This is a genomic window from Nonomuraea sp. NPDC050733 (assembly GCF_040654215.1).
GTDB lineage: Bacteria > Actinomycetota > Actinomycetes > Streptosporangiales > Streptosporangiaceae > Nonomuraea.
On record NZ_JBFAHO010000023.1, the window covers coordinates 58268 to 78359 of the forward strand.

38 protein-coding genes are annotated in these 20092 nt (G+C 70.3%); 33 read left to right on the forward strand and 5 right to left on the reverse strand.

Features of this window, described 5'->3' with window-relative positions:
* From AB0H64_RS29210 to AB0H64_RS29225, 4 genes are all read right to left on the reverse strand, one after another.
* Positions 1–1503, reverse strand: a complete 1503-nt coding sequence (locus tag AB0H64_RS29210) for a site-specific integrase (protein ID WP_357630826.1) — start codon at positions 1501–1503, stop codon at positions 1–3.
* Between the two features lie 139 nt (positions 1504–1642).
* Positions 1643–2485, reverse strand: a complete 843-nt coding sequence (locus AB0H64_RS29215) for a hypothetical protein (RefSeq protein ID WP_357630829.1) — start codon at positions 2483–2485, stop codon at positions 1643–1645.
* On the reverse strand, positions 2478–2936 hold the full coding sequence (locus tag AB0H64_RS29220) for a hypothetical protein (RefSeq protein WP_357630832.1): 459 nt from the start codon (positions 2934–2936) through the stop codon (positions 2478–2480). The genes AB0H64_RS29215 and AB0H64_RS29220 overlap by 8 nt, the downstream gene beginning before the upstream one ends.
* Before the next feature lie 148 nt (positions 2937–3084).
* Positions 3085–3573: a helix-turn-helix transcriptional regulator gene (locus tag AB0H64_RS29225; protein ID WP_357630834.1), complete on the reverse strand. Its 489-nt coding sequence runs from the start codon at positions 3571–3573 to the stop codon at positions 3085–3087.
* Positions 3574–3743: 170 nt separating this feature from the next.
* On the opposite strand from AB0H64_RS29225, the gene AB0H64_RS29230 reads away from it, so the two are divergent.
* From AB0H64_RS29230 to AB0H64_RS29365, 28 genes are all read left to right on the forward strand, one after another.
* Positions 3744–4046 carry a helix-turn-helix transcriptional regulator gene (locus tag AB0H64_RS29230; RefSeq protein WP_357630837.1) on the forward strand — a complete coding sequence of 101 codons (303 nt, stop codon included), beginning with the start codon at positions 3744–3746 and terminating at the stop codon, positions 4044–4046.
* Positions 4043–4303 carry a DNA-binding protein gene (locus AB0H64_RS29235; protein WP_357630840.1) on the forward strand — a complete coding sequence of 87 codons (261 nt, stop codon included), beginning with the start codon at positions 4043–4045 and terminating at the stop codon, positions 4301–4303. The genes AB0H64_RS29230 and AB0H64_RS29235 overlap by 4 nt, the downstream gene beginning before the upstream one ends.
* Positions 4304–4377: 74 nt before the next feature.
* Complete coding sequence (locus AB0H64_RS29240) at positions 4378–4731, forward strand: hypothetical protein (RefSeq protein WP_357630843.1); 354 nt, start codon at positions 4378–4380, stop codon at positions 4729–4731.
* Entirely contained in the window at positions 4728–4907 is a 180-nt protein-coding gene (locus AB0H64_RS29245) for a hypothetical protein (protein ID WP_357630846.1), read from the forward strand. The genes AB0H64_RS29240 and AB0H64_RS29245 overlap by 4 nt, the downstream gene beginning before the upstream one ends.
* The gene (locus AB0H64_RS29250; protein ID WP_357630849.1) at positions 4900–5142 is read left to right on the forward strand and encodes a hypothetical protein; all 243 of its coding nucleotides are present in this window, start codon (positions 4900–4902) and stop codon (positions 5140–5142) included. The genes AB0H64_RS29245 and AB0H64_RS29250 overlap by 8 nt, the downstream gene beginning before the upstream one ends.
* Entirely contained in the window at positions 5139–6158 is a 1020-nt protein-coding gene (locus tag AB0H64_RS29255) for a lambda-exonuclease family protein (RefSeq protein WP_357630852.1), read from the forward strand. The genes AB0H64_RS29250 and AB0H64_RS29255 overlap by 4 nt, the downstream gene beginning before the upstream one ends.
* Positions 6155–6913 (forward strand): hypothetical protein, encoded by a 759-nt coding sequence (locus tag AB0H64_RS29260; RefSeq protein WP_357630855.1) that lies wholly within the window; start codon positions 6155–6157, stop codon positions 6911–6913. The genes AB0H64_RS29255 and AB0H64_RS29260 overlap by 4 nt, the downstream gene beginning before the upstream one ends.
* The gene (locus tag AB0H64_RS29265; protein WP_357630858.1) at positions 6910–7107 is read left to right on the forward strand and encodes a hypothetical protein; all 198 of its coding nucleotides are present in this window, start codon (positions 6910–6912) and stop codon (positions 7105–7107) included. Before AB0H64_RS29260 ends, AB0H64_RS29265 begins: the two co-directional genes overlap by 4 nt.
* Positions 7104–7475 (forward strand): hypothetical protein, encoded by a 372-nt coding sequence (locus tag AB0H64_RS29270; protein ID WP_357630861.1) that lies wholly within the window; start codon positions 7104–7106, stop codon positions 7473–7475. Before AB0H64_RS29265 ends, AB0H64_RS29270 begins: the two co-directional genes overlap by 4 nt.
* Positions 7472–7783, forward strand: coding sequence for a hypothetical protein (locus AB0H64_RS29275; RefSeq protein ID WP_357630864.1), 312 nt, complete (start codon positions 7472–7474; stop codon positions 7781–7783). The genes AB0H64_RS29270 and AB0H64_RS29275 overlap by 4 nt, the downstream gene beginning before the upstream one ends.
* Entirely contained in the window at positions 7780–8193 is a 414-nt protein-coding gene (locus tag AB0H64_RS29280) for a hypothetical protein (RefSeq protein WP_357630867.1), read from the forward strand. Before AB0H64_RS29275 ends, AB0H64_RS29280 begins: the two co-directional genes overlap by 4 nt.
* Positions 8186–8401 carry a hypothetical protein gene (locus AB0H64_RS29285; protein WP_357630870.1) on the forward strand — a complete coding sequence of 72 codons (216 nt, stop codon included), beginning with the start codon at positions 8186–8188 and terminating at the stop codon, positions 8399–8401. Before AB0H64_RS29280 ends, AB0H64_RS29285 begins: the two co-directional genes overlap by 8 nt.
* Positions 8398–8787, forward strand: coding sequence for a hypothetical protein (locus tag AB0H64_RS29290; protein WP_357630873.1), 390 nt, complete (start codon positions 8398–8400; stop codon positions 8785–8787). The genes AB0H64_RS29285 and AB0H64_RS29290 overlap by 4 nt, the downstream gene beginning before the upstream one ends.
* Positions 8784–9731, forward strand: coding sequence for a phage Gp37/Gp68 family protein (locus AB0H64_RS29295; RefSeq protein WP_357630876.1), 948 nt, complete (start codon positions 8784–8786; stop codon positions 9729–9731). Before AB0H64_RS29290 ends, AB0H64_RS29295 begins: the two co-directional genes overlap by 4 nt.
* Positions 9728–10090 carry a hypothetical protein gene (locus AB0H64_RS29300; RefSeq protein WP_357630877.1) on the forward strand — a complete coding sequence of 121 codons (363 nt, stop codon included), beginning with the start codon at positions 9728–9730 and terminating at the stop codon, positions 10088–10090. The genes AB0H64_RS29295 and AB0H64_RS29300 overlap by 4 nt, the downstream gene beginning before the upstream one ends.
* Positions 10084–11706, forward strand: a complete 1623-nt coding sequence (locus tag AB0H64_RS29305; protein ID WP_357630880.1) for a DNA cytosine methyltransferase — start codon at positions 10084–10086, stop codon at positions 11704–11706. The genes AB0H64_RS29300 and AB0H64_RS29305 overlap by 7 nt, the downstream gene beginning before the upstream one ends.
* On the forward strand, positions 11703–12494 hold the full coding sequence (locus tag AB0H64_RS29310) for a WhiB family transcriptional regulator (protein ID WP_357630883.1): 792 nt from the start codon (positions 11703–11705) through the stop codon (positions 12492–12494). The genes AB0H64_RS29305 and AB0H64_RS29310 overlap by 4 nt, the downstream gene beginning before the upstream one ends.
* The gene (locus AB0H64_RS29315; RefSeq protein WP_357630886.1) at positions 12491–12748 is read left to right on the forward strand and encodes a hypothetical protein; all 258 of its coding nucleotides are present in this window, start codon (positions 12491–12493) and stop codon (positions 12746–12748) included. The genes AB0H64_RS29310 and AB0H64_RS29315 overlap by 4 nt, the downstream gene beginning before the upstream one ends.
* Entirely contained in the window at positions 12745–12972 is a 228-nt protein-coding gene (locus AB0H64_RS29320) for a hypothetical protein (protein WP_357630889.1), read from the forward strand. The genes AB0H64_RS29315 and AB0H64_RS29320 overlap by 4 nt, the downstream gene beginning before the upstream one ends.
* Entirely contained in the window at positions 12969–13262 is a 294-nt protein-coding gene (locus AB0H64_RS29325) for a MerR family transcriptional regulator (protein WP_357630892.1), read from the forward strand. The genes AB0H64_RS29320 and AB0H64_RS29325 overlap by 4 nt, the downstream gene beginning before the upstream one ends.
* On the forward strand, positions 13259–13444 hold the full coding sequence (locus AB0H64_RS29330) for a hypothetical protein (protein WP_357630895.1): 186 nt from the start codon (positions 13259–13261) through the stop codon (positions 13442–13444). The genes AB0H64_RS29325 and AB0H64_RS29330 overlap by 4 nt, the downstream gene beginning before the upstream one ends.
* Before the next feature lie 100 nt (positions 13445–13544).
* Positions 13545–13916 carry a hypothetical protein gene (locus tag AB0H64_RS29335; protein WP_357630898.1) on the forward strand — a complete coding sequence of 124 codons (372 nt, stop codon included), beginning with the start codon at positions 13545–13547 and terminating at the stop codon, positions 13914–13916.
* The gene (locus AB0H64_RS29340) at positions 13913–15514 is read left to right on the forward strand and encodes a hypothetical protein (protein WP_357630901.1); all 1602 of its coding nucleotides are present in this window, start codon (positions 13913–13915) and stop codon (positions 15512–15514) included. Before AB0H64_RS29335 ends, AB0H64_RS29340 begins: the two co-directional genes overlap by 4 nt.
* Positions 15515–16044: 530 nt before the next feature.
* Positions 16045–16281, forward strand: coding sequence for a hypothetical protein (locus AB0H64_RS29345; protein ID WP_357630904.1), 237 nt, complete (start codon positions 16045–16047; stop codon positions 16279–16281).
* The gene (locus tag AB0H64_RS29350) at positions 16274–16675 is read left to right on the forward strand and encodes a hypothetical protein (RefSeq protein ID WP_357630907.1); all 402 of its coding nucleotides are present in this window, start codon (positions 16274–16276) and stop codon (positions 16673–16675) included. Before AB0H64_RS29345 ends, AB0H64_RS29350 begins: the two co-directional genes overlap by 8 nt.
* Entirely contained in the window at positions 16668–16853 is a 186-nt protein-coding gene (locus AB0H64_RS29355) for a hypothetical protein (RefSeq protein WP_357630910.1), read from the forward strand. Before AB0H64_RS29350 ends, AB0H64_RS29355 begins: the two co-directional genes overlap by 8 nt.
* 119 nt (positions 16854–16972) lie before the next feature.
* Entirely contained in the window at positions 16973–17647 is a 675-nt protein-coding gene (locus AB0H64_RS29360) for a hypothetical protein (protein WP_357630913.1), read from the forward strand.
* Positions 17644–17997 carry a DUF6221 family protein gene (locus AB0H64_RS29365; RefSeq protein ID WP_357630916.1) on the forward strand — a complete coding sequence of 118 codons (354 nt, stop codon included), beginning with the start codon at positions 17644–17646 and terminating at the stop codon, positions 17995–17997. The genes AB0H64_RS29360 and AB0H64_RS29365 overlap by 4 nt, the downstream gene beginning before the upstream one ends.
* Positions 17998–18012: 15 nt before the next feature.
* On the opposite strand, the gene AB0H64_RS29370 is transcribed toward AB0H64_RS29365, so the two are convergent.
* The gene (locus tag AB0H64_RS29370; RefSeq protein WP_357630919.1) at positions 18013–18348 is read right to left on the reverse strand and encodes a hypothetical protein; all 336 of its coding nucleotides are present in this window, start codon (positions 18346–18348) and stop codon (positions 18013–18015) included.
* Positions 18349–18383: 35 nt separating this feature from the next.
* On the opposite strand from AB0H64_RS29370, the gene AB0H64_RS29375 reads away from it, so the two are divergent.
* From AB0H64_RS29375 to AB0H64_RS29395, 5 genes are all read left to right on the forward strand, one after another.
* Positions 18384–18626 carry a hypothetical protein gene (locus tag AB0H64_RS29375; protein WP_357630922.1) on the forward strand — a complete coding sequence of 81 codons (243 nt, stop codon included), beginning with the start codon at positions 18384–18386 and terminating at the stop codon, positions 18624–18626.
* A 20-nt stretch (positions 18627–18646) separates the two neighbouring features.
* Positions 18647–18841 (forward strand): MerR family transcriptional regulator, encoded by a 195-nt coding sequence (locus tag AB0H64_RS29380; RefSeq protein WP_357630925.1) that lies wholly within the window; start codon positions 18647–18649, stop codon positions 18839–18841.
* A 175-nt stretch (positions 18842–19016) separates the two neighbouring features.
* The gene (locus tag AB0H64_RS29385) at positions 19017–19241 is read left to right on the forward strand and encodes a hypothetical protein (RefSeq protein WP_357630927.1); all 225 of its coding nucleotides are present in this window, start codon (positions 19017–19019) and stop codon (positions 19239–19241) included.
* Complete coding sequence (locus AB0H64_RS29390; RefSeq protein WP_357630930.1) at positions 19228–19515, forward strand: hypothetical protein; 288 nt, start codon at positions 19228–19230, stop codon at positions 19513–19515. The genes AB0H64_RS29385 and AB0H64_RS29390 overlap by 14 nt, the downstream gene beginning before the upstream one ends.
* 203 nt (positions 19516–19718) lie before the next feature.
* Positions 19719–20048 (forward strand): hypothetical protein, encoded by a 330-nt coding sequence (locus AB0H64_RS29395; protein WP_357630933.1) that lies wholly within the window; start codon positions 19719–19721, stop codon positions 20046–20048.
* Positions 20049–20092: the final 44 nt, after the last annotated feature.

The following is a 20092-nucleotide window of genomic DNA, read 5'->3' on the forward strand; positions in this document are numbered from 1 at the left end:
TCAAGGCTTCGACCTGCGGTTCCGGGGAGACCCAGAATCCGATGGTCCATCCGAGCGGATCGGGGAGACCGAAGGGAGACCGTCAGTTTCAGACGGTCCCCCCACAACAACCGCACGGGGGACCAGAGAGACGCTCGCCTCCGCCGCCGCGCGCGCCAACTCCGGCAGCACGTTTGTGTACGTGTCCGACGTGATCGCCAAAGACGAGTGCCGCAACATCGAGCTCGTGGTCTTCATGTCGTTGCCCGCCGCGAGGCTGAGCGTCGCCGCACCATGGCGAAGATCATGCAGTCGAATCGGGGGCAGGCCGGCCGCGAACGCCAACCGCTCGAAGTACTCGCTCACCCAGTCGGGCTTCAGCTCGCTGCCGTCCTCGCGGGTGAAGATGCGGCCCGTCTCCGTCCACGAGCCGCCCCACGCCAGCTTCTCCTTCTTCTGGCGCTTACGGTGCAGCCGCAGCACCTCCAGCGTGGCCTTGTCGAGCGCAACCGGCGCGTCGCTGGACTGCGTCTTCGGCTGCCCCTCCTTCACTTCGCGATTCACGATCGTGAGCTGCCTGGCAACCGACAACACGCCGTCGTCGATGTCGAGGTCCACCCAGCGGGCGCCACACGCCTCGCCGCGGCGCAGACCCCGGAAAGCCACCAGGTGGAAGAGGGCGTACAGGCGGTCGCCGGCGGCGTGGTCGAGGAACACGCCGAGCTGTGCCGGCGTCCACACCATCACCGGCGACGGCCGCAGATCCGTGGCGCTCCACACGGCCACCGCCGACGTGGACGGCAGGTTAGGGTCCGCCCGCACCGCGGCCAGTCGCGCCTGGAACGCCTCGTTGAACGCCGCGACACGTGCCTTCGTCCACACGACGCCCTTCGGCCGGGGCGCCGACTCCAGCGCCACTAGCGCCGCCGCGTTGAACGTCACCAGGTGCTCCCGCTTCGCGTCCGACAGGACCGTCCGGATCGTCGCCTTGATGCGCTGCTTCGTCGCCGGACCCGTGAGGCGCTTGCCCCGTACCGAGGCGCGCACCGCCGGATCGTCCGACGCGCGCGCGGTCAGGATTTCCTCGTTCTTCTCGTCGATCCGCTGGAACACCCGCTCAACCGTCGGCGCGAACAGCTTGTCCAGCCGCACGCCGTCGAGCACCTCGCCGAAGTGGGCGTCGTGGTGGGAGATGTAGCCGACCAGCGTGGACTCGCGGACGTCACGCAGGCGTTTGCGCCGGGCCACCCACGTCGCCCAGTACTCGCCGAACGTCATCGACTGCAGCGGCTGCCCGGCCTTGAACTTGCGGTGCAGCTCCTCGAACGAAGGGAGCGGCGCCTGCTTCTTGTGCGCGGCCCGGATCATCTCCAGGATCTCCATGCGCGCCTCGTGGCCGTCCGGTCCGGCGTCCGGGATGTCGAGCAAGCGGTGCGCGGCCGAGTAGAACAGCTCCAGGTCCGTCACGCTTTTGAAGCCGCCCGCCCGCAGGTAAATCCTCTTCCCGTCCGGGCCGGGCGGCACCTCCGACTTGCCGTACCAGGAACCATGGGACGGATTCCAGCTCCCGTCCCTCCGGCGCAACCGTGGGCACGTGGCGCCCAGCTCCCGGCCGTTCTCGCGGCACTTGCAACGCTTGCCCATCATCATGGCTGGCCACCTCCTAGCCGCCGACGCACACCTTCGGCAGCGACTTCAGCTCCACGTCCACGAGTCCATCACAGTTGCCGGTTCTGAGTGGGGGCTCCGGCAAGGACACCCGCACGCTGGGCACCGGGCCGGACAGTCTCGTCGTGGGCTGCTCTACCTCTGGAAGCGAGGTGTCGACGTCCGGCGGGTCAGGCCGCCGCGTGACCGTGGCCAGCGGTTCCGGCCGCCGCGTGCGGGTCGCCGGCGCCACCTTCTCGGAGCCAGCGACGGCCGCTTCGTGCGTCTTCGGCGGGTTGGTGTGGCGGACTGCTTCCTGCGTCGAGCGAGTCCTCGTCGGTGTCGAGCTTGGGCGCGCCGCCTTGGGCGTCGCCCTGGCGGCCGAGCGGGTGGGATGGGGACGCGCCGGCCCGGCGGTCGCGGCCCGTACGGCTGGCCGCGCCGACGGAGTCGGGCGGGTGGTGGCGCGGGCCGGGGTCGAGGCAATAGGCGGCGGCGTGGTCGCTCTCGCTTCGGCAGTGGCCGCCGGCATCGCGAGGCGCGCACCCGGGCGCGGCCGGTGGTCCTCGTCGATCCACATCGGCGTGGAAGCGGCCAGCGACATCGCCATGGCACCGCCCGCGAGCATGACCGCCGGGCCGCGAGCGACGGGCGCGCACTCCCGTAACCGCTGCACCCACTCGGCGACCGCGGCGGCCGGAATGAGGATGTGGGTGCGCCGCTCGCGCAGCATGTGCATGCCCACCTCACGGGCCCGGCGGCGCTCCACGCGTGTCAGGCGCGCGTTGACGACGATGATGTCGCGTCCGTCCTCCTCCCTCAGCGTGACGCTGAGCCCCTCGGGGAGGTCTTCATACACGACGATCGGGATCATATTCCGTTTCCCCCTCTAACTGCTTGATGTGCTCTACCTGCTCATTCACCTTCCGGAAGATCGCTTTTAGCTGTTGCCAGTCATGCCATTCCTGAACGGGATTCGGAATGCGCGGCGCGCTGTCCACGACGACGATCCATTCGACGCCGTCGACGTCAACGGGCACAGGGGTGTAGGTCTGACTGCCGGTGTGCCAGGCGATGACGAGTTCGGCGGGCGGCGCCTCGGCCGGGTCGAGGCCCAGGGCGAACTGATACGACTGGATCAGGTGGTAGGCGGCGGTGAGATCGGCGCGCAGGCCGGCGTTCTCGGCCTCGGCCGCGGCGAGCGCCGCGCGCGTGCGCTCCTGCCACGCGAGCATGCTGTTGATCGTGCGGAGACGGTCCTGCAGACGGTGGAGCGTGTCGTGTTCTGGCTGGGGGGCGGGCACGGACATGGACTGGCACCTCGGGACGAAACCGAAAACCTTTCGGGAGCCTCCCCCACAGACGCCCCTTTTTACATCAGTGTCCCATTGTGTACCTGGCTACCGCTTTTTGTCTGCTGTTATCGGACTGTGATCCGCCGATTTTCTGACGGACCGGTTAACTGGCGTTGCGGTGCCGTGGTGAATCCTGCGTCGTGGGGGGCGTCTGGCCACTCGCTGCGGCACCTCGCAGTGCCTTGATCAGCGTGATGGCGTGGATGCGCTCCTCGGCAGCGAGCTGCGGGATCGCCTCCAAGCCGGCCCAGATGGCCCGCAGGTCCTCATCGGCTCCGAGCAGGAAGCCGGGCACGGCCGGCTCCTCCGGCTCCGGCTGAGGTTCGGCGTCCTGGACCTCCGCGACGAGCTCCGGATTGCCGCCGCGCAGTATCGCCGCCGTCGAGCCCGGCTTCCAGCCGAGGTGATCCTCGATGCGGGCGATGGTCGCGTCGCCGACCGGCCGCCGCCCCTTCTCGATGTCCCCGAGGGTGCGGGTGGACAGGCCAATGGCCGCCGCCCACTGCTCTCGGGTCTTGTAGCCGAGCGCTACGCGGCGGCGAACGACGTAGTTCGCCAACCGCTCTCGATCCTCGCCAACCATGAAGGCCATCGTCCTGGAATAGGTAGGAACAATCAAGCGAGCTTGACAGGTTCAGTTGCCGATTCTTACCTGAGCTGGGCCTGCGCCGGAGCGGCGATCAGTAACAAGTAGGTTACGGCTCTCCTCTTCTCTCCTATTCACTCTTGACTCCTATTCCTATCTATTCCTAGTCTCGCCACATGGCAGTAGGAGAGGACAGGCAAGTACCGGCGAGGCGCTCGAAGCTGCAGAACGGCAGCGCGATCAAGGACTTCCGTCGCAAGGCCGGAATCACACGCTCGGACCTCGCGGAGCGTGCCGGGATCACGTACCCCCACCTCGCCAACATCGAGAACGAGCACAAGGGCGTCACCTACGAGGTCCTCTACCGGCTGGCCGCCGCCCTCACGGTCGACATCCGATCGGTGTTGCGGAACCCGCCCAGCACCGACGAGCTGGACCGGCTTGTCTACGAGGATGCGCGAGAGCAGGTGGCCTCGTGACCGCCAACACCAGCGCCACACGCAAGACCGCCAAGCGAACGCGGCCGCTCACCACTGAGGAAGTGCTGGCCCTGCCTGCCGCCGTGGACCTGGTCACCGCCGGCCGCGCGTACGGAATAGGGCGCACCAAGAGCCACGAGCTCGCCCGAAGCGGCAAGTTCCCGTGCCGCGTCCTCCTCGTCGGCAATCAGTACCGCGTCCCCAAAACCGCCCTGCTGGAGAGCCTCGGGCTGCCCAGCGACGCCAGCCACCCCTGACACGCGGCAGGCCCACCCGACGCCACGGATGAGCCCGCCTCGACTCCATCCCTCCGAGAGCAAGGGAAAAGTCAATGACCAAGATAACCACCAATCGCGAGACGGACGTCCTCGAGCTGGGCGAGCGCGCCGCCGAGGCGCTGCAGGAGCCGCCCACGGACGTGCAGACGATGACCGTCCGGGTGCGCGACCGCTCCGCCGAGTCCCCTTGGGGAAGCGGCCCGACCAACCCCGTCGTCCGGACCGTCACCATCCCGGCTACCTGCCCGCAATGCGGCGGCACCCGAGGTGTCCCGACCAACCTCAACCAGTGCGAAGACGGCGCCCACTACTCGGTGGACGTGTGGACGAACCCGTGCGGTCACGCCGATTACTACGCGGCGGTCGTCAAGGAGGCCGCGGAGTTCGGCGCGGCGGTGACCCGGTGACGACGTTGACGAGCGACTGGGTCGCCGAGCTGGCCGCCGGATGGCCGCAGCTCCGCCACCTCCGCCACGAGTGCGGCTGGCGCAGCTTCCTCGCCTACGACCTCACCGACGACGCCACCGGCGTGCACCGCATCCTCGCCCTCCACCGCTGCCAGGGAGGCGACACCCGTGGCTGAGATCGACATCCCTACCGGACCCATCGACGCGGCTCCCTACGACGCTATCCGTGGCGACAACGGGGAGTTCGCCGGCCAGGAGATTCGGGAGGACGCCCTGCTGCAGGCGCTGGAGGGCATCCAGCTCGGCACCCACGACCGGCGCATCGTGAGCTGGCTCGCCGGGTGGGAGCCGAGCACGGTCGCCACCGTCTGCTCCTGGCTGCACCGCACCCGAGAGCGAGACGCGGCATGACCACGACCGCACCGGGCCGCCGGGTCACGCCGACCGCCCGGCTCGTCTTGCCCGCCACGGCCGACCGCGCCGACTGGCTCGCCGCCCGCCGCGGCGGCATCGGCAGCAGCGACGCGGCCGACGTGCTCGAGGTCGGATACCGAACCCCCGGCCACGTCTACTACGACAAGACCGGCGAACTGCCGCCCGAGGACGACGCCGGCGAACCCGCCCTGTGGGGCACCCTCCACGAGGAGACCATCGCCCGCGAGTGGGCCCGCCGGAACCGCTCGGTGGTGCGCCGGGTGGGTCTCGTCGCTCACGACGAGCAGCCGTGGATGATGTGCACCCTCGACCGGCGCGTCACCGACTGCCCGCTCGCCGAGGGCGGGCGCGAAGCGTGCGCCCTCGAAGTGAAGACCCGCAACGCCTGGGCCGCTTACAAGTGGCGGCGCGCCGTCCCCGACGACGTGCTCGCCCAGACGCTCTGGCAGATCGCCGTCACGGGCTACGACCACATCCACACCGCGGTGCTCATCGGCGGGTCGGACTACCGGCAGAACGTCGTCCGGCGTGCGGGCAACGAGCAGCTCATTGCCGACATCGTCACCGTCGCCGGGCAGATGTGGCAGCGCATCCAGCGCCGCACCCCGCCCCCGGCGTCCGGCCGGCCGGACGCGCTGCTCGACCTGTGGGACCGGCTCTACCCCGACCGGGAGGGCGTGGCCGACCTCGACGAGACGGCCGCCCACGAGCACCTGCTCGGCTACGAGGACGCCCGCCTCCGCGAGAAGGCCGCGAAGGCGGAGAAGGACGCCGAGAAGGCGCGCCTGATCGAGGCCCTCGGGCCACACCGCATGGGCGCATTCGGCAACGACTACGCGTACGGCCTGCAGGAGGTCGGCATCGCGCCGGAGGTCGACCTGGAGTTGCTGGCCGAGAAGTACCCGGCCGCGTACGCCGAGTGCGTCACCGAGCGGACCACTCTCAAGCTCCACATCGCCAAGCAGTTCCGCCTGACGGAGGCCCTGTCATGACCCTGGCCGACCAGGCCGCCAAGCTGGCCCGCCCCGACGAGCACACCGAGGCGCCCACCACCTCGACCGTGCCCGCCGAGCCGCTCCCCGACATCGACATCCCCGTCCCCGAGGGCGGACCCGCCAAGCTGCCCGTGCACGTCGCATGGGCCAACGTGATGGGCGTCGTCCGGGCCGTCACCAAGGGCGACAAGGTCACGGAAGGACCGGCTCGGTTCGACTACCGGGGCGTGGACCGCGCGCTCAACGTCTTCGGGCCGGCCTGCCGCGCGCACGGCGTGCTCGTCCTACCTCACCGGGTCGAGCCGTCCTACCGCGACACCACCACTTCCACCGGCAAGCCCACCCGCGAGTGCACCGTCGTCGTCACCTACCGGATCTACGGGCCGAACGGCGACCACCTCGAAGTGCAGGCCGCCGGCGAGTCGCTCGACACCGGCGACAAGGGCAGCGCGAAGGCCCAGGCCGTCGCGCTGCGCACGCTGCTCTACCACGCCGGCCTCGTGCCGACCCTCGACCCGGACCCCGACGCGCACAACCTGGAGCGCGGGGAAGCGCGCATCCGGTCGGCCGCCGAGTACGCCGACGAGGCGTGCAACCCGCGCACCTCGGTTGGGCGGCTGCGCCAGATGCACCGCGAGCTGGCCCAGTCCCGGCAGCTCGGCGAGCTGGTCACCAACGAGACCGGCGAAGAGGAGCGGATCGGCGACCTGATCAACCGGGTCGGCAGGGAGCGCGCCGGGGGTGCGAAGTGACCTACCTGCCGCAGGCCGTGTTCGTGCTTGCCGTGCTGGCCGGCCAGCACCTCGCGCTCCGTCCCGAGCTGCGCCGCTGGATCGTCGCCCGGGTCCACCGCCGGGCCCGGCTGTCCCGCCGCACCCTCGCCGCCGCCTTCCGGGCGGCGACCCTCCACCTCTACCGACCCCGCCACCTGCGGAGACACCCATGACCATCACGCTCAACCTCAGCCCCGCCGCCGTCGCCCTGGCCGCCGCCGACGTCATCGAACGGCAGGGCCTGGCCCGCGGCGACTTCTACGACCAGGAGGCGTGCCTGCCTCCGCACACCTCCCCCGTGTGCGTACTCGGCGCCGTCGCCGTCGCGGCGGGCTTCGACCCGCACGTGTGGGAGGACGACCGGCAGTGGACGCCCGCTTTTCGGCTGGCGCTGGACACCGCCGACATGCTCATCGACTGGCTCGGGCTCGACCACGACGAGTCGTACGTCGACTCGCTCGGCCGGTGGAGCGACGAGCGGGACGCGGCCACGGTGGTGCGCGAGCTGTGCAACGCCGCACTGGAGGTGCTCGAGCCGTGAGCACGTACCTCGTCTGGTCGAACGAGCACCACGCCTACTGGCGGCCCAACAAGTCCGGCTACACCACCAACTGGCTGGAAGCCGGCCGCTACAGCGAGGAAGACGCGGCCGAGTGCTGCAGCCGCCGCACCTGGGAGCCGCGCAAGCCACCGCCCGAGGTGATGATCCTCGCCCCCGACAGCAAGCAGCAGGCGTTCACCCTCGCCGAGCTGTGCGCCATCCCCGGCCAGTTGCAGGACCTCATCAGGCAGGCCACCCGCACCGCCATCCGCGAGCGCCGCGCGCAGAAGACGGAGATCGGATCGTGAGCTACAGCCACTTCAGCGCCGACTGCCACGAGTACCACGACCTCGTGCGCGACTTCATCGGACACCGCCCCACGATCGTCGCCCTCTGCGGATCCACCCGCTTCCGCGACGCCTTCTCGGCCGTGAACCGGAACCTCACCCTCGACGGTGTCATCGTGATCGCCCCCGGCGTGTTCGGCCACTCAGGCGACCCGCTCACCGACGACGCCAAACTTCGCCTGGACGACCTGCACAAGCGGAAGATCGACCTCGCCGACGAGGTGTTCGTCGTCAACCCCGGCGGCTACATCGGCGAGTCCACCCGCTCCGAGGTGAAGTACGCCGAGAAGCTCGGCAAGCCCGTTCGCTACCTGGAGCCCGCCGCTGAGGCCGCCCAGGAAGCGCAGATAGGCGGTGACGACCGTGCCTGACCTGTCCTCCGTCCTCATGCTCGTCGGCATCGTCGTCGGCCTCGTCGCGCTCTCCGTCACCGCCACCGCGACCTACCACCGCACCCGCCACGAAGCGGTCGCCGCCGCCCTCCGCTGGCTGCTCGATGCCGCCGCCGACCCCGACGCCCGCGACCTCGACAAGGCCCTAGCCCACGCCGACACGGTGCTCGGGAGGCGGACGTCATGACCGGCCACACCCTCACCGTCGCCGGCATGCTGCTCGCCTTCGGAGTCATCGCCGCGGCATACGGCGTCCGGCACCTCAAGCGGAGCCCGCAGCCCCAACCCGACCCGGCCGAGATCCTCGGCGAGGTCCGGGTGCCGGCCCTGCACCCCGAACGGTGGACCGCCCGCATCGACCCTGCCGACGTCGACCTCGCCGAGCTGCAGCGCGCGCTGTGGCCGACCGCCGAGTGGGTCTCGGCCATCACCTGCCGCCGGCCCGAGCTCGACGTCTACGCCACCTGGGCGGACGCCTGGAAGGCCACCGACAGGTCCCGCCGCAGCCGCATCACGCACTGCCGGTGCGGTGCCTTCCACATCCGCTACGGCCGCAGGAGGGCCGCCCGATGAGCGACAACAGCAGCATTGAATGGACTGACGCCACGTGGAACCCCGTCACGGGCTGCACCGAGGTCTCGCCCGGCTGCGACCGGTGCTACGCGAAGACGTTCGCCGAGCGGTGGCGCGGCACCCCGGGCCACCACTTCGAGCGCGGGTTCGACGTCCAGCTCCGCCCCGAGAGGCTGGAGCAGCCGCTGAAGTGGCGGAAGCCCCGCCGGATCTTCGTCAACAGCATGTCCGACCTGTTCCACGACAGCGTGCCGGACGAGTTCATCGCCGAGGTCTTCGCGACCATGGCTCGCGCGCCGCAGCACACCTTCCAGGTCCTCACGAAGAGGCACGGCCGGATGCGTTCGCTGCTGAACCGGCGCAGCTTCCGCGACAACCTCGCCCACCTCACCTCATGGCCGCTGCCGAACGTGTGGCTGGGGGTCTCGGTCGAGGACCAGAAGCGCGCCGAACTCCGCATCCCCGCCCTGCTGGAGACCCCGGCCGCCATCCGGTTCCTGTCGTGCGAGCCCCTCCTGGGGCCCATCAACCTCAAGCGAGCGGTGTGGACGATGGGCAGTGAGCGCGGCCACGGGCTCACCGCCTCCTTTGTCCACGCGGGCGGCTGCTGCTGCCGCTTCCACGGCATCGACTGGGTCATCGTCGGCGGCGAGTCTGGGCCCGGCGCCCGACCGATGCACCCCGACTGGGCGCGATCCCTCCGCGACCAGTGCCAGGAGGCCGGCGTCGCCTACCTGTTCAAGCAGTGGGGTGCGTGGGGCCCCACCGGCTGGGTCGGCATTGGCAGCACATCGCCCAACGGCGGCATCTACGTGGGCGAACCGATCGACGGACACGGCCACCGCGTCGAGATGGCGCGTGTCGGCAAGGGCCGCGCCGGCCGCGAGCTTGACGGCCGCACCTGGGACGAGTTCCCCACCACCGCGCTGGCAGGCACCCGATGAGCCAGCACCTTCTCGCCGCCGTGCTTCACGACGAGGCCGACCGCCTCAGCACGTGCGACTGCCTCGACAAGATCCTCGCCCGAGCCCGCCGGAACCCCCCGGCCGCGACTTCCCCCGCGGCCGGGCCCGGGCGATGCATCTACCGCACCGCCTGGCGGTGCTGGGCCGCCGGCGTGCTCGCGTCGTTCGTGGTCATCGAACTGCCCGGCCTGCGCACGGAGGGCGGCCACGGCACCCTCACCTTCCAGCTCCGACGTAACCGCCGGCTGAGCGCCGCCTGCATCGCCGCGTTCGCGATCTGGGCCATCGACCATGTCGCCCGGCAGGGATCCGAGATCAAGGAGGCCAGATCGTGCTGACCCTCATGGATTGGTTCTGCGGAGCCGGCGGCTCCTCCCAGGGCGCACACACCGTCCCCGGCGTCGAAGTCACCCGCGCCGCCAACCACTGGGCGCGCGCGATCGAGTCCCACGCCACGAACTTCCCGACCGTCGACCACTACCTCGGCGACATCCGCGAGGCGCCCGTCGACCGCTGGCCCGTTTGCGACATCTTCTGGGCCTCTCCCGAATGCCCGCAATGGTCCAACGCGCGCGGCAAGCGGCGCGACTTCGCCACCTCGATGCAGGACTCGCTGTTCGGCGAGGAGCGCGACGAGGAGGCGGAGCGGTCCCGCGCGCTCATGGAAGAGGTCCCGATGTACCTGCGGGGCGTCCAGCAGCGCGGCGGGCTCGTCCTGGCTGGCGTCGTCGAGAACGTGATCGACGTGAGGGCGTGGGATCAGTGGGACCGCTGGCTCGGCGAAATCCGGGCGCTGGGCTACAAGGTCCGGGTCATCGCGATGAACAGCATGCACGCGCCCGCCACGCGCACGCCCCGGGCACCGCAGTCCCGCGATCGGCTGTACGTCGCCTACTGGCACCGGTCGCTCGGTCGCGACCCGGACTGGGACAAGTGGCTGCGGCCCGCCGCCTACTGCCTGGCCTGCGACGAGTGGGTGGTCGCCATGCAGGTGTTCAAGCAGCCGGGCGCCGACATGGGCCGCTATCGGCAGCAGTACGTCTACCGGTGCCCCCGGTCCACGTGCCGCAACGCCGTGGTGGAGCCGGCCGCGCTGCCCGCCGCGTACGCCATCGACTGGACGATCCCCGGCCAGCGGATCGGCGACCGAGCCAAGCCGCTTGCTGACAAGACCGTCGTCCGGATCCGGGCGGGGCTGGAGAAGTACGCCCGCCCTATCGTGGTCCCGGCCGGCGGGACGTGGCGAGACGCCGCGGTCCCGGTCACCGAGCCGATGCCCACCAGGACGACTCGCGAGAACGACGGCATCGCTATCCCGCCGCTCCTCGTCCCGGTCGAGGGGCGCGAGGGCAAGGAGGCTACCTCCGCCACTGCGCCGCTCCGCACCCAGACCGCGCGCAATGAGACCGGCCTGGCGTGGCTGCCGTTCGTCGCCGAGCTCCGCGGTGGCGGCAGTGACGCGCGATCGGTCGACGAGGCGCTCGCCACCGTGACAGCGTCCGGCAACCACCACGGGCTCGTCACACCGCCCGGGTTCGTGATGCGCAACAACACCCCGCGCGGCGACGCCAGCCAGATGTGCACGCCCTTCGACGAGCCGATGCGGACGCTCACCACGGCGGGTCACCAGTCGCTCGTCACGCTCCTCGCCCCCTACTACGGCAACGGCTACGCCCGCCCGGCCAGCGAACCGATCGGCACGCTGTCGACCCGCGACCGGTACGCCATCGCTCAGGGTCTCGCCGACATCGACCTCGACGACGTGCTGTTCCGGATGCTGGAGCCGCACGAGATCGGCCGTGCCATGGCCTTCGGCCAGGACTACGTCGTGCTCGGCAACAAGAGGGAGAAGGTCCGCCAGTACGGCAACGCCGTCACCCCGCCCGTCGCCGAGATCATCGTGTCCGCGCTGGTCGAGGCCATCACCGGCGAACCGCTGGAGCGTGCAGCATGAGCACGCGCTACAGCATCCGCGAGCACGACGCCGAATGGATCATCCAGCGCGAGCTGTCCTACAACGACGGCGTTCTGCAGCAGCAGCGCCGCAAGACCCGCGCGAACAGCAGCACCTCCACCCCCGCGGCGCCCCGGCGCGTCCCCGCCCTCCCGGCCGCCAAGAAACAGCGCGCCATCGAGGTCCTCGCCGGAGTGGCCGCCGGAGTCGGCGCCACCCAGGAGGAGTTCAAGCAGGTTGCCGACATGCTCGGCCTGCGCGAGGGCGACACGCTCGTCACCGCCTACACCGCCCTCGGTAACCGGCGCGCCCCGCGGGGGGCCTGCCCGAAGTGCGAGCGGCCCACCATCGCGCTCCGCCTCGACGGGACGCTCATCTCCCACACGCCCGAACCCGGCATGCGGCTCAACGACAGCACGCGATGCCCCGGCAGCGGGCAGCCGGCCCGCGCCGCCGCCACGGTGGTACCTCTCCCCACCCGGAAGGCGAAACCGGCCAAGACCACGGGCAACGGCGGGGCGCGCATCCCCGACGCCCTGCCCGGCCGCCCCCTGTGCCAGGACGACCCGGAGCTGTTCTTCCCGCCCGCCTACAGCGAGACCTACGGCCGCCAGATCAGGAAGGCCCGCGCCGTGTGCCGTAGCTGCCCCATAGCCGAGGCGTGCCTGCGCTACGCCCTCGACCAGGGCGAGAACTTCGACGGCATCTGCGCCGGGACCACCCCCAAGGAGCGGCGCGAACTCATCGCCGCGCGCTCCGCTCGCCTCACCGAAAAGGCCACAGCATGACCGGCCGCACCTACCTCCTCGGCGGCCAGCACGTGACCGTCGTCTGCGCGTTCGTCCTGCCCTCCAAGCGCCGGCCGCTGCCGACCGCGCCGGACTGGCTGACCTGGGTCACGCCGCCGCCCGGCGCACCCCGCAACGTCGCCATCCGCTACCCCGAGGGCCACGTCGTCGTCCGGCCGTTCCGCGGGCTCCGCAAGCCGCCCGTGGAGACGTTGACGCCGACGCTCTTCGACCTCGACGGAGTCGCGCCGTGAGCGCGCCGTGCACGCGCTGGGACGCCGCCGCCGGCAAACACTGCGGCGGCACCCCCACACGCCTCTACATCTGCGGCTACCGGTGCGCCACCTGCACACCCGCGGCCCTCGCCGGCCAGCCCGAGCCCGGCCGCGGCGCGCACTGCGCACCCAACCGGCTCTACTGCCCGCCCACCAACCGCTGCGCCACCTGCACCGCCCAGCTCGGCCAGGTGACCTCATGACGCTCACCTTGCAGGACGTGCTCGACCGCGGACTCACCCCGCGCACCCTCAACTACTGGATCGACCGCGGGCTACTCCACCCCTCCACATGGGGGCACGGCATCCGCCGCGACTGGCCCCAGACCGAGCTTCAGGTAGCCGACCTGATGCGACGGCTCGTCGCCGCCGGACTCACCGCCGACGTCGCCGCCCTCGTCGCACGAGCCCACCTCAGCGGACGGCCGCTCATCAAGCTCGGCCCCGGCATCGTCCTCGCCATCGACACCGACCTCCTCGTGGAGGCCTCGTGAGCACCGAGACGAAGGGCCGTAAGTGCGCCGGCAAGCGCCGCTACCGCACACGGGAACGGGCGCTGGCCGCCGTCGCCGAGCTCGTGGCCCGGGGTGCCGCCCAGGACTGGCTGACGGCTTATGCCTGCAGCCACTGCGGCTACCACCACGTGGGCCACCGGCCCGGCCGGAGAAAGCCATGACGCCAGCACGCCCCACCCTCAACCACGCGCGACGCCGACGACGACCGGCGCCACCTCGCACATGAACCACGTCCGACCACCAGCACCAGAGGGGAACCGGGTGCCCGCTTCACAGCACGCCTCGACCATCCAGGCGCTGCTCGCCGACCTCGACGAGCAGCAGCGCCGGGAAGTCGAGGCATACGCCGCCGGCTACCGCGACGGACACGACTCCGGCTGGGACATCGGGTACGGCCACGCCCACCACGAGATGGCCACCGCCTGGAAGGTCGTCGCCGAGAAGGTCCGCGCCATGGCCGGCCACCGCACCCCTGCCGAGCACGCCGACATGGACGCGTCCGCCGCACGCGGCGAGCCCTGCCCCGCCGCGTGCGGACGCTGCTCCCGCTGCATCCGCGCCGCAGCGGTGGCCCGCAACGGCGGCGACTACCTCGGCCAGGCCGAGCCCGCACACCTGCCGAGGACCGCGTGACCGAACTCCTCAACGCCCCGCAGCCCGCCGTCGCGGACCCCCGGCCATGCATCGACATCACCCACGAAGACGATGCGGTGCGCCGCATCTCCGACGTGCTCAACGAGCGGATCATCCCCGACACCTACGTCCGCGGCGGCGCCGTCACCCAAGTCGTCGAAGTTGACCACGGCACCGGCGCCCGGCTGCTCATCCGCGCCATGGACCCGGCCGCGCTGCGCGAGCAGCTCGCCCGCCACACCCAGCCGTACCGCGTGCGGGTCGTCAAGGAAGTGCCCAAGGAGGTGCCCGGCCTGCCCAGCGTGTCCACCGCCGCCGCCGTACTGTCCCGCACCGACTGGCCCGGCCTGCAGCCGCTCGCCGGCGTCACCGCCGGCCCCGTCATCCGGCCCGACGGCACCACCCTCACCACGCCCGGCTACGACCCGGCCACCCGCCTGTTCTACCGGCCCGCCTTCCACGTCGCCCCCGTCCCGGACTGGCCGTCAGACGCCACCGTCACCAAGGCCCGCCAATACCTCCTCGAGTACGTGCTCGGCGACTTCCCCTTCGACAGCGACGCCAGCCGCGCCAACTTCCTCGCGCTGCTGATGACGCCGCTGCTGCGGCTCTACGTCGGCGGGCTGCCCCCGTTCGGGCTCATCTCGGCGACCACCCGCGGCTCCGGCAAGACCCTGCTCATGGAGGTCATGCGGGCGGCGTACGGGCTGCGCATGACCGCGTGGGTGCGTCGCGAAGAGGAGATGGCCAAGACCATCACCTCGCTGCTCATCGACACCGTCGAGCCGGTCATCGTCTTCGACAACGTCGACAGCTTCGACACGATCAGCCATGGCGTCCTCGCCGCATTGCTCACCTCCACCGAGTGGAGCTCGCGCCTCCTCGGAGCCTCCAGCATGGCCACCGCCGTCAACGACCGGCTGTGGATGGCCACCGGCAACAACCTCACCGTCGGCGGCGACATGGCGTCCCGGTCGGTGCTCACCCGCCTCGACCCGCGCATGGAGCGGCCCGAGGAGCGGACCGGGTTCGTCATCGACGACATGTGGTCGTGGTTGGAGAACCCGAACAATCGGGCCCACCTGCTGCGCGCGCTCATGATCCTGGCGCGGGCGTGGATCGCGGCCGGCGCCCCCCGCGCGTCGGTGAAGATGCGGAACTTCTCCGCCTGGGCGCAGGTCATGGGCGGGCTCGCCGACTTCCACGGCGTGACCGGGTTCCTGTCCAACCGCGACGAGCTCGAAGGCTCCGACGAGGAGGAGACCAGCACCGCGGCGTTCCTCCTGAAGTGGCACGACAAGTTCGGCACCGTGCCGAAGCGGGCCACCGAACTGGTGGACAGCGCCCGGATCGACAACGCGGGCGGCACCTGGATCGACCCGTGGGACGGCACGTTCCCGAGCACGTACAAGGACGGCAAGAGCATCCCGTTCTCGGCGAAGGGGTTGGGGAAGTTCCTCGCGGCCCGTCGTGACCGGATCTTCGCCGGGCTGGTGCTGGTGGGCGTTCACGACAAGAAGACGAAGGTCTGGTCGTACAAGGTTCTGCCCGCTGAGGCCACCAATGGTGAGCAGCTCACTACGGATGGTGTGTCGTGAGGCGGGGTTGGCGGGGTTTAGCTTCGCGGCGGCGGGGTTTGGGCGGGGTTTGGAAATCGCGTTTCTCGCTAAACCCCGCCACTGTTTCCGCAGGTCACCCCCCTGTTTTGGCCCCTAGCGGGTTTTGGCGGGGTTTGTTGTTCGGTCTATGCGTATGCGGGCGCGCGTGCGTGCACACACGCACATGTGCGTACGTGGAGTACGGCCAACAAACCCCGCTAAACCCCGCTCGGCACCTAAATGCTGCCCTGACCAGCACTAACAGTGGCGGGGTTTGGTCGGAAACTCCCTCAGCCAAACCCCGCCCAAACCCCGCCGCGCGCTCGCTAAACCCCGCCGCGCCCCCTCGCCGCCTGCTGAAGTCCCCGGGACGGCGAAGCGCTGAGAGCGATTCTGCGGCCCGCTGGACACGGTGTTACGGCCCGAGAGTCGCGCAAGGCCCGGAAAGCCCCTCCACGGCCCACACAGGCGCGTGCACAGGCAAGCCCGCGCCCACCTCCACCCCTAGGAGAGAACAGGAGAGCACCGGCATGAGCCAGTTCATCGAGATCCGCATCGCCCGACGACGGCACCTCCCCACCGGCCCGGGCGGCGGCTGCGTCGTCTGCCGGGACGTGATCGAACCGGGCCAGCACTACGAAAGGTTCACCGTCACCCCGGGAGACCGCAGCCGGAGCGCCGGCCGATGGGCGCGCATGAAGGCGCACCACCCGTACGGCGACTGCATCCAGCCCGCCCACCTCCGGCAGGAGGCGGCCCATGGCTGACGACCTCCGACAGTGCGACCCACTCGAACTCGTCGCCGAGCTGCGCCGACAGGTGTCCGGGCTGGTAGCGCACATCGACACCACTGGCAGGCCGGCACCTGACCACATCAACGACCGTACGCACCGCCTACCCGGGTCGGTGTGGCATCCCGCGCCCGGCTGGACCGTCCGCACCGTCAACGACGAGTCCGACCTCGACACGGTGTTCCTGACCACGCCACACATGTTCGACGTATCCGACTTCGACGCCTACCGCGTCGCCTCGATGAGGCGGGTCGCGATGGCGATGCTCGCGGCGTGCGACGTGGCGGAACAGCGGGTGGCTGGCGTGGTGGTGCTCGGCGGACGGGACCAACCCGAGCACGGCGAGTGTGGAGGAGCGTGCCGTGACTGACCCGCACGTGTCCATCACCCTCACCTTCCGCACCCCCGCCGCGTCGGCCATCGTCCTGGAGCACGTGCTCTACGCGATCAACAAGAGCGGCAGCATCCCGTACGAGCTGACCGGCGCCAACTGCCACGGCTTCGACCTCGACGAAGTGGACGAGGCGGACGAGGTCGAAGACCCGTGACCGAGCTCGTGCCGCCCGACGAGATGGCCCCCGACGAGTACGACGCCTGGGTCATCGACCAGCAGAGCCCCGACTACCACGGATAGCCCCGCACCGCCCCAACACCCCGGGAGGGCAGCATGACCCGACGCCGCACCGACACCGCCCTCTGCACTGCCACCCACCGACGCGACCCCGACCGGCCACGGCCCGCCGCCGACGGGCTCAACCTCTGCGCGGGATGCCACGCCGCGCTTGGCCGGCACCTGAGCGCCCTGCCCGAGCTGCACGGCGACGTGCTCGCCGAACTCCCCGCCACCCGCGACACCGCCGGCCCGGCCGTCAGCGGCAGCCGCACCCCGCCCCTGCCGTACAACCCGCGCGCCGGTGACCTGCTCTCCCAGATCCGGCACGACCTCCGCTTCGTCACCGAGCTCGTCGCCATCGAACGCGGCCTTATCGGGCCGCCGCCCAACCCGGGCGCGCAGTGCGCCTGGCTGGGGCGGCACGTCGACTGGTTGGCCGCCCACCCCGACGCCGGCGCCGTCAAGGACGTGCTCGCCGAGCTGGTGGGCAGGGCGTACAACGTGATCGACCCGGCCCGGCTGCCGCTCGTCATCGGCCGGTGCATCGAGGTGCTCGACCTGGAGGCCGGCGTGCAGTGCGACGGGATGCTGCTCGCCACCGTGCGGCGCGACGGGGATCCCCGCCCCAGCGAGATCTACTGCGACATGTGCGAGCTCGCCTTGGACACGACGCAGTGGCACCGGTTCGGGAAGCGGTACCTCGGAGCGCGGGAGAGGATGGCGGGATGAGCGTGGATGACCTGATCGCGTTCCTGCGGGCTCGGCTCGACGAAGACGAGCAGGCGGCATTGGACTGGCAGCAGCACAAGCAGGTCCTGACCGAGCAGTTCATGAACGACCCGCACAGGAAGCATGTCCGGCTCCGCCGTGAGCCGGTGACGGACGCGCGGCTCAGCGAGTACGCCTACCACGACCGATTCGAGCCGGCCCGCGTGCTGCGCGAGGTCGAAGCCAAGCGGGCCCTGGTGGGCCTCTGGTCACGGGCAAGCTCGGACGACCGTAGAGGTGGGTACAGCCTGCGAACGCTTGCACTGCCCTACGCCGACCATCCGGACTACCGCCATGAGTGGCGGCCGTGAGGGACAACCGGACCACTAGGTGACGATCCGACAGCGCAAGCCCACACCCTCCCGATCATGGACATCGGGTGTCAAAGTGGGATAGTGCGCCACCAGAAACCCCCTGAACGACAGGTCGAATCCCTCCAGCAGCACGCCGCCCGACTCGCGTTCCCCCACTGGACACCCCACCCACACGACTGGGTCAGCCTCTACACCAGCGCCGATGAGCCCAGCACGGAGGTCGCCGTGTACCGCGGGACCGAACGCATCCACTACCACCGATACGCCGGGCCAGAGGTCATGGCGTTCTGGCAGCAACTCCTCGATCAGCACGCCGAGTAGACCCGACAGGTCGGGATAGATCGGCAAGAAAGAACGGAATCCCCAGAAAAGAAAGACCGGCCATGAGCAGTTGGCTTACTGACCTGCGCTTCTGGAGCCAAACCCGAGACGGCGCCAAGCGAGAACTCGCCTGCAACCCCGACGACGCAGAGTGGCTCAGAGCCGCCATTCACCAAGCCGGACTCGACGACCTCATCAGCCTTGAGCCCATGTACATCGTCCCCCGCCGACACGCCTGGCTTATGGGTGATCAGCCCGCGAGTGACGAACTCTTCGAGATGCTCGGCATCAACAGGTGGCTTTGATGCAACGGCAAGCTGAAGGCGTGAGCACCCTCATCACCACCGGAGACGCCGCCGCCATCTACTGCATCCCCGCCCGCACCATCCGCCGCTGGCACGCCGAAGGCCGGCTCACCGACCCCCTCGTCGACCGAGGCCGGTACCTGTGGAACCGGGGCGAGATCGACCAACTCGCCCGCCTACGTTCCGGACATCGGTTGCGGCCCGCCCCAAAATGACCCATTATCACCAGTAACTTCGCATCACCTATCGGCCCGGGCCTTGTCCTGGGCCGTTCGCGTTTCCCGCACCCGGCGGCGCTCGGTATCCCCGGACCGTGCGCCGTCCCGGCCCGGCGCTGCACGAGGACTGGCGTACAGCGCCGGGCCCACCCTCTCGACCCACGGAGAGGACATGAGTCAGCGCGCACGCAAGGCCCGCGTCATCGCCGCGTGGACCCTCGTGGCCGGCACCATCATCGGCTGGCCACTCAGTGCGTTCACGTTCGCCAAGCACGAACCCGTCGTTGTGCTGTGCCTGTCCTGGCTGGCCATCCTCATCGAGGGCGTCACGCTGCTCACCACCTCGCAGGTGCACGAGGAGCAGGGCGAACAGAGCAAGGGCGATGCCACGCAGTAGAGGACGAGCAGGCCGGCCATGGCGACGAGCACGGGCCACGCTGTTCGCCACCACGCCCGACGTCTGCTGGCTGTGCGGCCACACCGGAACCCAGGACGCGGACCACGACCCGCCGCTCGTGACGCTCGAAGCGCTCGGCCTCGACCCGTGCGACCTGCAGTACCTGCGTCGTGCACACGGTGTGGACGGCTGCCCGACGTGCGGCCGGAAGTGCAACCAGGAGAAGGGCTCTCGCCCGCATCTTCCGAAGCTCGACACGTCGCGACGATGGTAAGCCGCTGACCTGCGTAAACGCTTTTTGATCAAGGGTGGCGGACGACCCGCGCCACAGTGTCCCGTTTTCTCCCCCCGAGCGGCCCCGTACCCCCTTGGAGGTGCCGAGTGCCCCCTCGCCGCAGGCTGACCTCGGTCAAGGCGGATGAGCCGCGCGAGCGCGCCCCGGACCTGCGCGACGCAGTCAGGTCCGCGGTTGAGGCGATGGACTGGCTCACCGACGCGGACCAGGCGATGAAGGCTCTCGCGCTGCGCCAGGCCGAGGAGATCGAGAAGGCGATCGGTCGCGCCGAGGTCCTCGGCGATTTGCGCCGGGACCTGTCGGATGACATGGGAGCGCTGAAACGTCTGCAGGCCCTTGAGGCGATGTGCGATGTCACGAAGACGGTCGGGTGGCTCGGCCCGCAACTGCAGGGCGTCCTGCGGGACCTCGGCGGGGCGCCGGCCGCGCGGAAGGCGTTGAAGGCGGACAAGCCGATCGGGGGGCGCCTTGCTCAGCTCCGCGCCGGTGCTGCTGGGGAGCACGACTCCTAGGATCTGGACGCCGCCGCTTGTCACGGGCCCTCCGGGGCCGTGCG

Excerpts from the sequence above, each read along its gene's own strand:
- AB0H64_RS29295 (WP_357630876.1), top strand. The coding sequence starts at position 8,784 with ATGAGCGACAACAGCAGCATTGAATGGACTGACGCCACGTGGAACCCC.
- AB0H64_RS29300 (WP_357630877.1), top strand. The coding sequence starts at position 9,728 with ATGAGCCAGCACCTTCTCGCCGCCGTGCTTCACGACGAGGCCGACCGC.
- AB0H64_RS29375 (WP_357630922.1), top strand. The coding sequence starts at position 18,384 with ATGAGCAGTTGGCTTACTGACCTGCGCTTCTGGAGCCAAACCCGAGAC.
- AB0H64_RS29345 (WP_357630904.1), top strand. The coding sequence starts at position 16,045 with ATGAGCCAGTTCATCGAGATCCGCATCGCCCGACGACGGCACCTCCCC.
- AB0H64_RS29315 (WP_357630886.1), top strand. The coding sequence starts at position 12,491 with ATGACCGGCCGCACCTACCTCCTCGGCGGCCAGCACGTGACCGTCGTC.
- AB0H64_RS29385 (WP_357630927.1), top strand. The coding sequence starts at position 19,017 with ATGAGTCAGCGCGCACGCAAGGCCCGCGTCATCGCCGCGTGGACCCTC.
- AB0H64_RS29360 (WP_357630913.1), top strand. The coding sequence starts at position 16,973 with ATGACCCGACGCCGCACCGACACCGCCCTCTGCACTGCCACCCACCGA.
- AB0H64_RS29240 (WP_357630843.1), top strand. The coding sequence starts at position 4,378 with ATGACCAAGATAACCACCAATCGCGAGACGGACGTCCTCGAGCTGGGC.
- AB0H64_RS29350 (WP_357630907.1), top strand. The coding sequence starts at position 16,274 with ATGGCTGACGACCTCCGACAGTGCGACCCACTCGAACTCGTCGCCGAG.
- AB0H64_RS29310 (WP_357630883.1), top strand. The coding sequence starts at position 11,703 with ATGAGCACGCGCTACAGCATCCGCGAGCACGACGCCGAATGGATCATC.
- AB0H64_RS29365 (WP_357630916.1), top strand. The coding sequence starts at position 17,644 with ATGAGCGTGGATGACCTGATCGCGTTCCTGCGGGCTCGGCTCGACGAA.
- AB0H64_RS29290 (WP_357630873.1), top strand. The coding sequence starts at position 8,398 with ATGACCGGCCACACCCTCACCGTCGCCGGCATGCTGCTCGCCTTCGGA.
- AB0H64_RS29260 (WP_357630855.1), top strand. The coding sequence starts at position 6,155 with ATGACCCTGGCCGACCAGGCCGCCAAGCTGGCCCGCCCCGACGAGCAC.
- AB0H64_RS29270 (WP_357630861.1), top strand. The coding sequence starts at position 7,104 with ATGACCATCACGCTCAACCTCAGCCCCGCCGCCGTCGCCCTGGCCGCC.
- AB0H64_RS29255 (WP_357630852.1), top strand. The coding sequence starts at position 5,139 with ATGACCACGACCGCACCGGGCCGCCGGGTCACGCCGACCGCCCGGCTC.
- AB0H64_RS29230 (WP_357630837.1), top strand. The coding sequence starts at position 3,744 with ATGGCAGTAGGAGAGGACAGGCAAGTACCGGCGAGGCGCTCGAAGCTG.
- AB0H64_RS29220 (WP_357630832.1), bottom strand. The coding sequence starts at position 2,936 with ATGTCCGTGCCCGCCCCCCAGCCAGAACACGACACGCTCCACCGTCTG.
- AB0H64_RS29395 (WP_357630933.1), top strand. The coding sequence starts at position 19,719 with ATGGACTGGCTCACCGACGCGGACCAGGCGATGAAGGCTCTCGCGCTG.
- AB0H64_RS29390 (WP_357630930.1), top strand. The coding sequence starts at position 19,228 with ATGCCACGCAGTAGAGGACGAGCAGGCCGGCCATGGCGACGAGCACGG.
- AB0H64_RS29225 (WP_357630834.1), bottom strand. The coding sequence starts at position 3,573 with ATGGCCTTCATGGTTGGCGAGGATCGAGAGCGGTTGGCGAACTACGTC.
- AB0H64_RS29325 (WP_357630892.1), top strand. The coding sequence starts at position 12,969 with ATGACGCTCACCTTGCAGGACGTGCTCGACCGCGGACTCACCCCGCGC.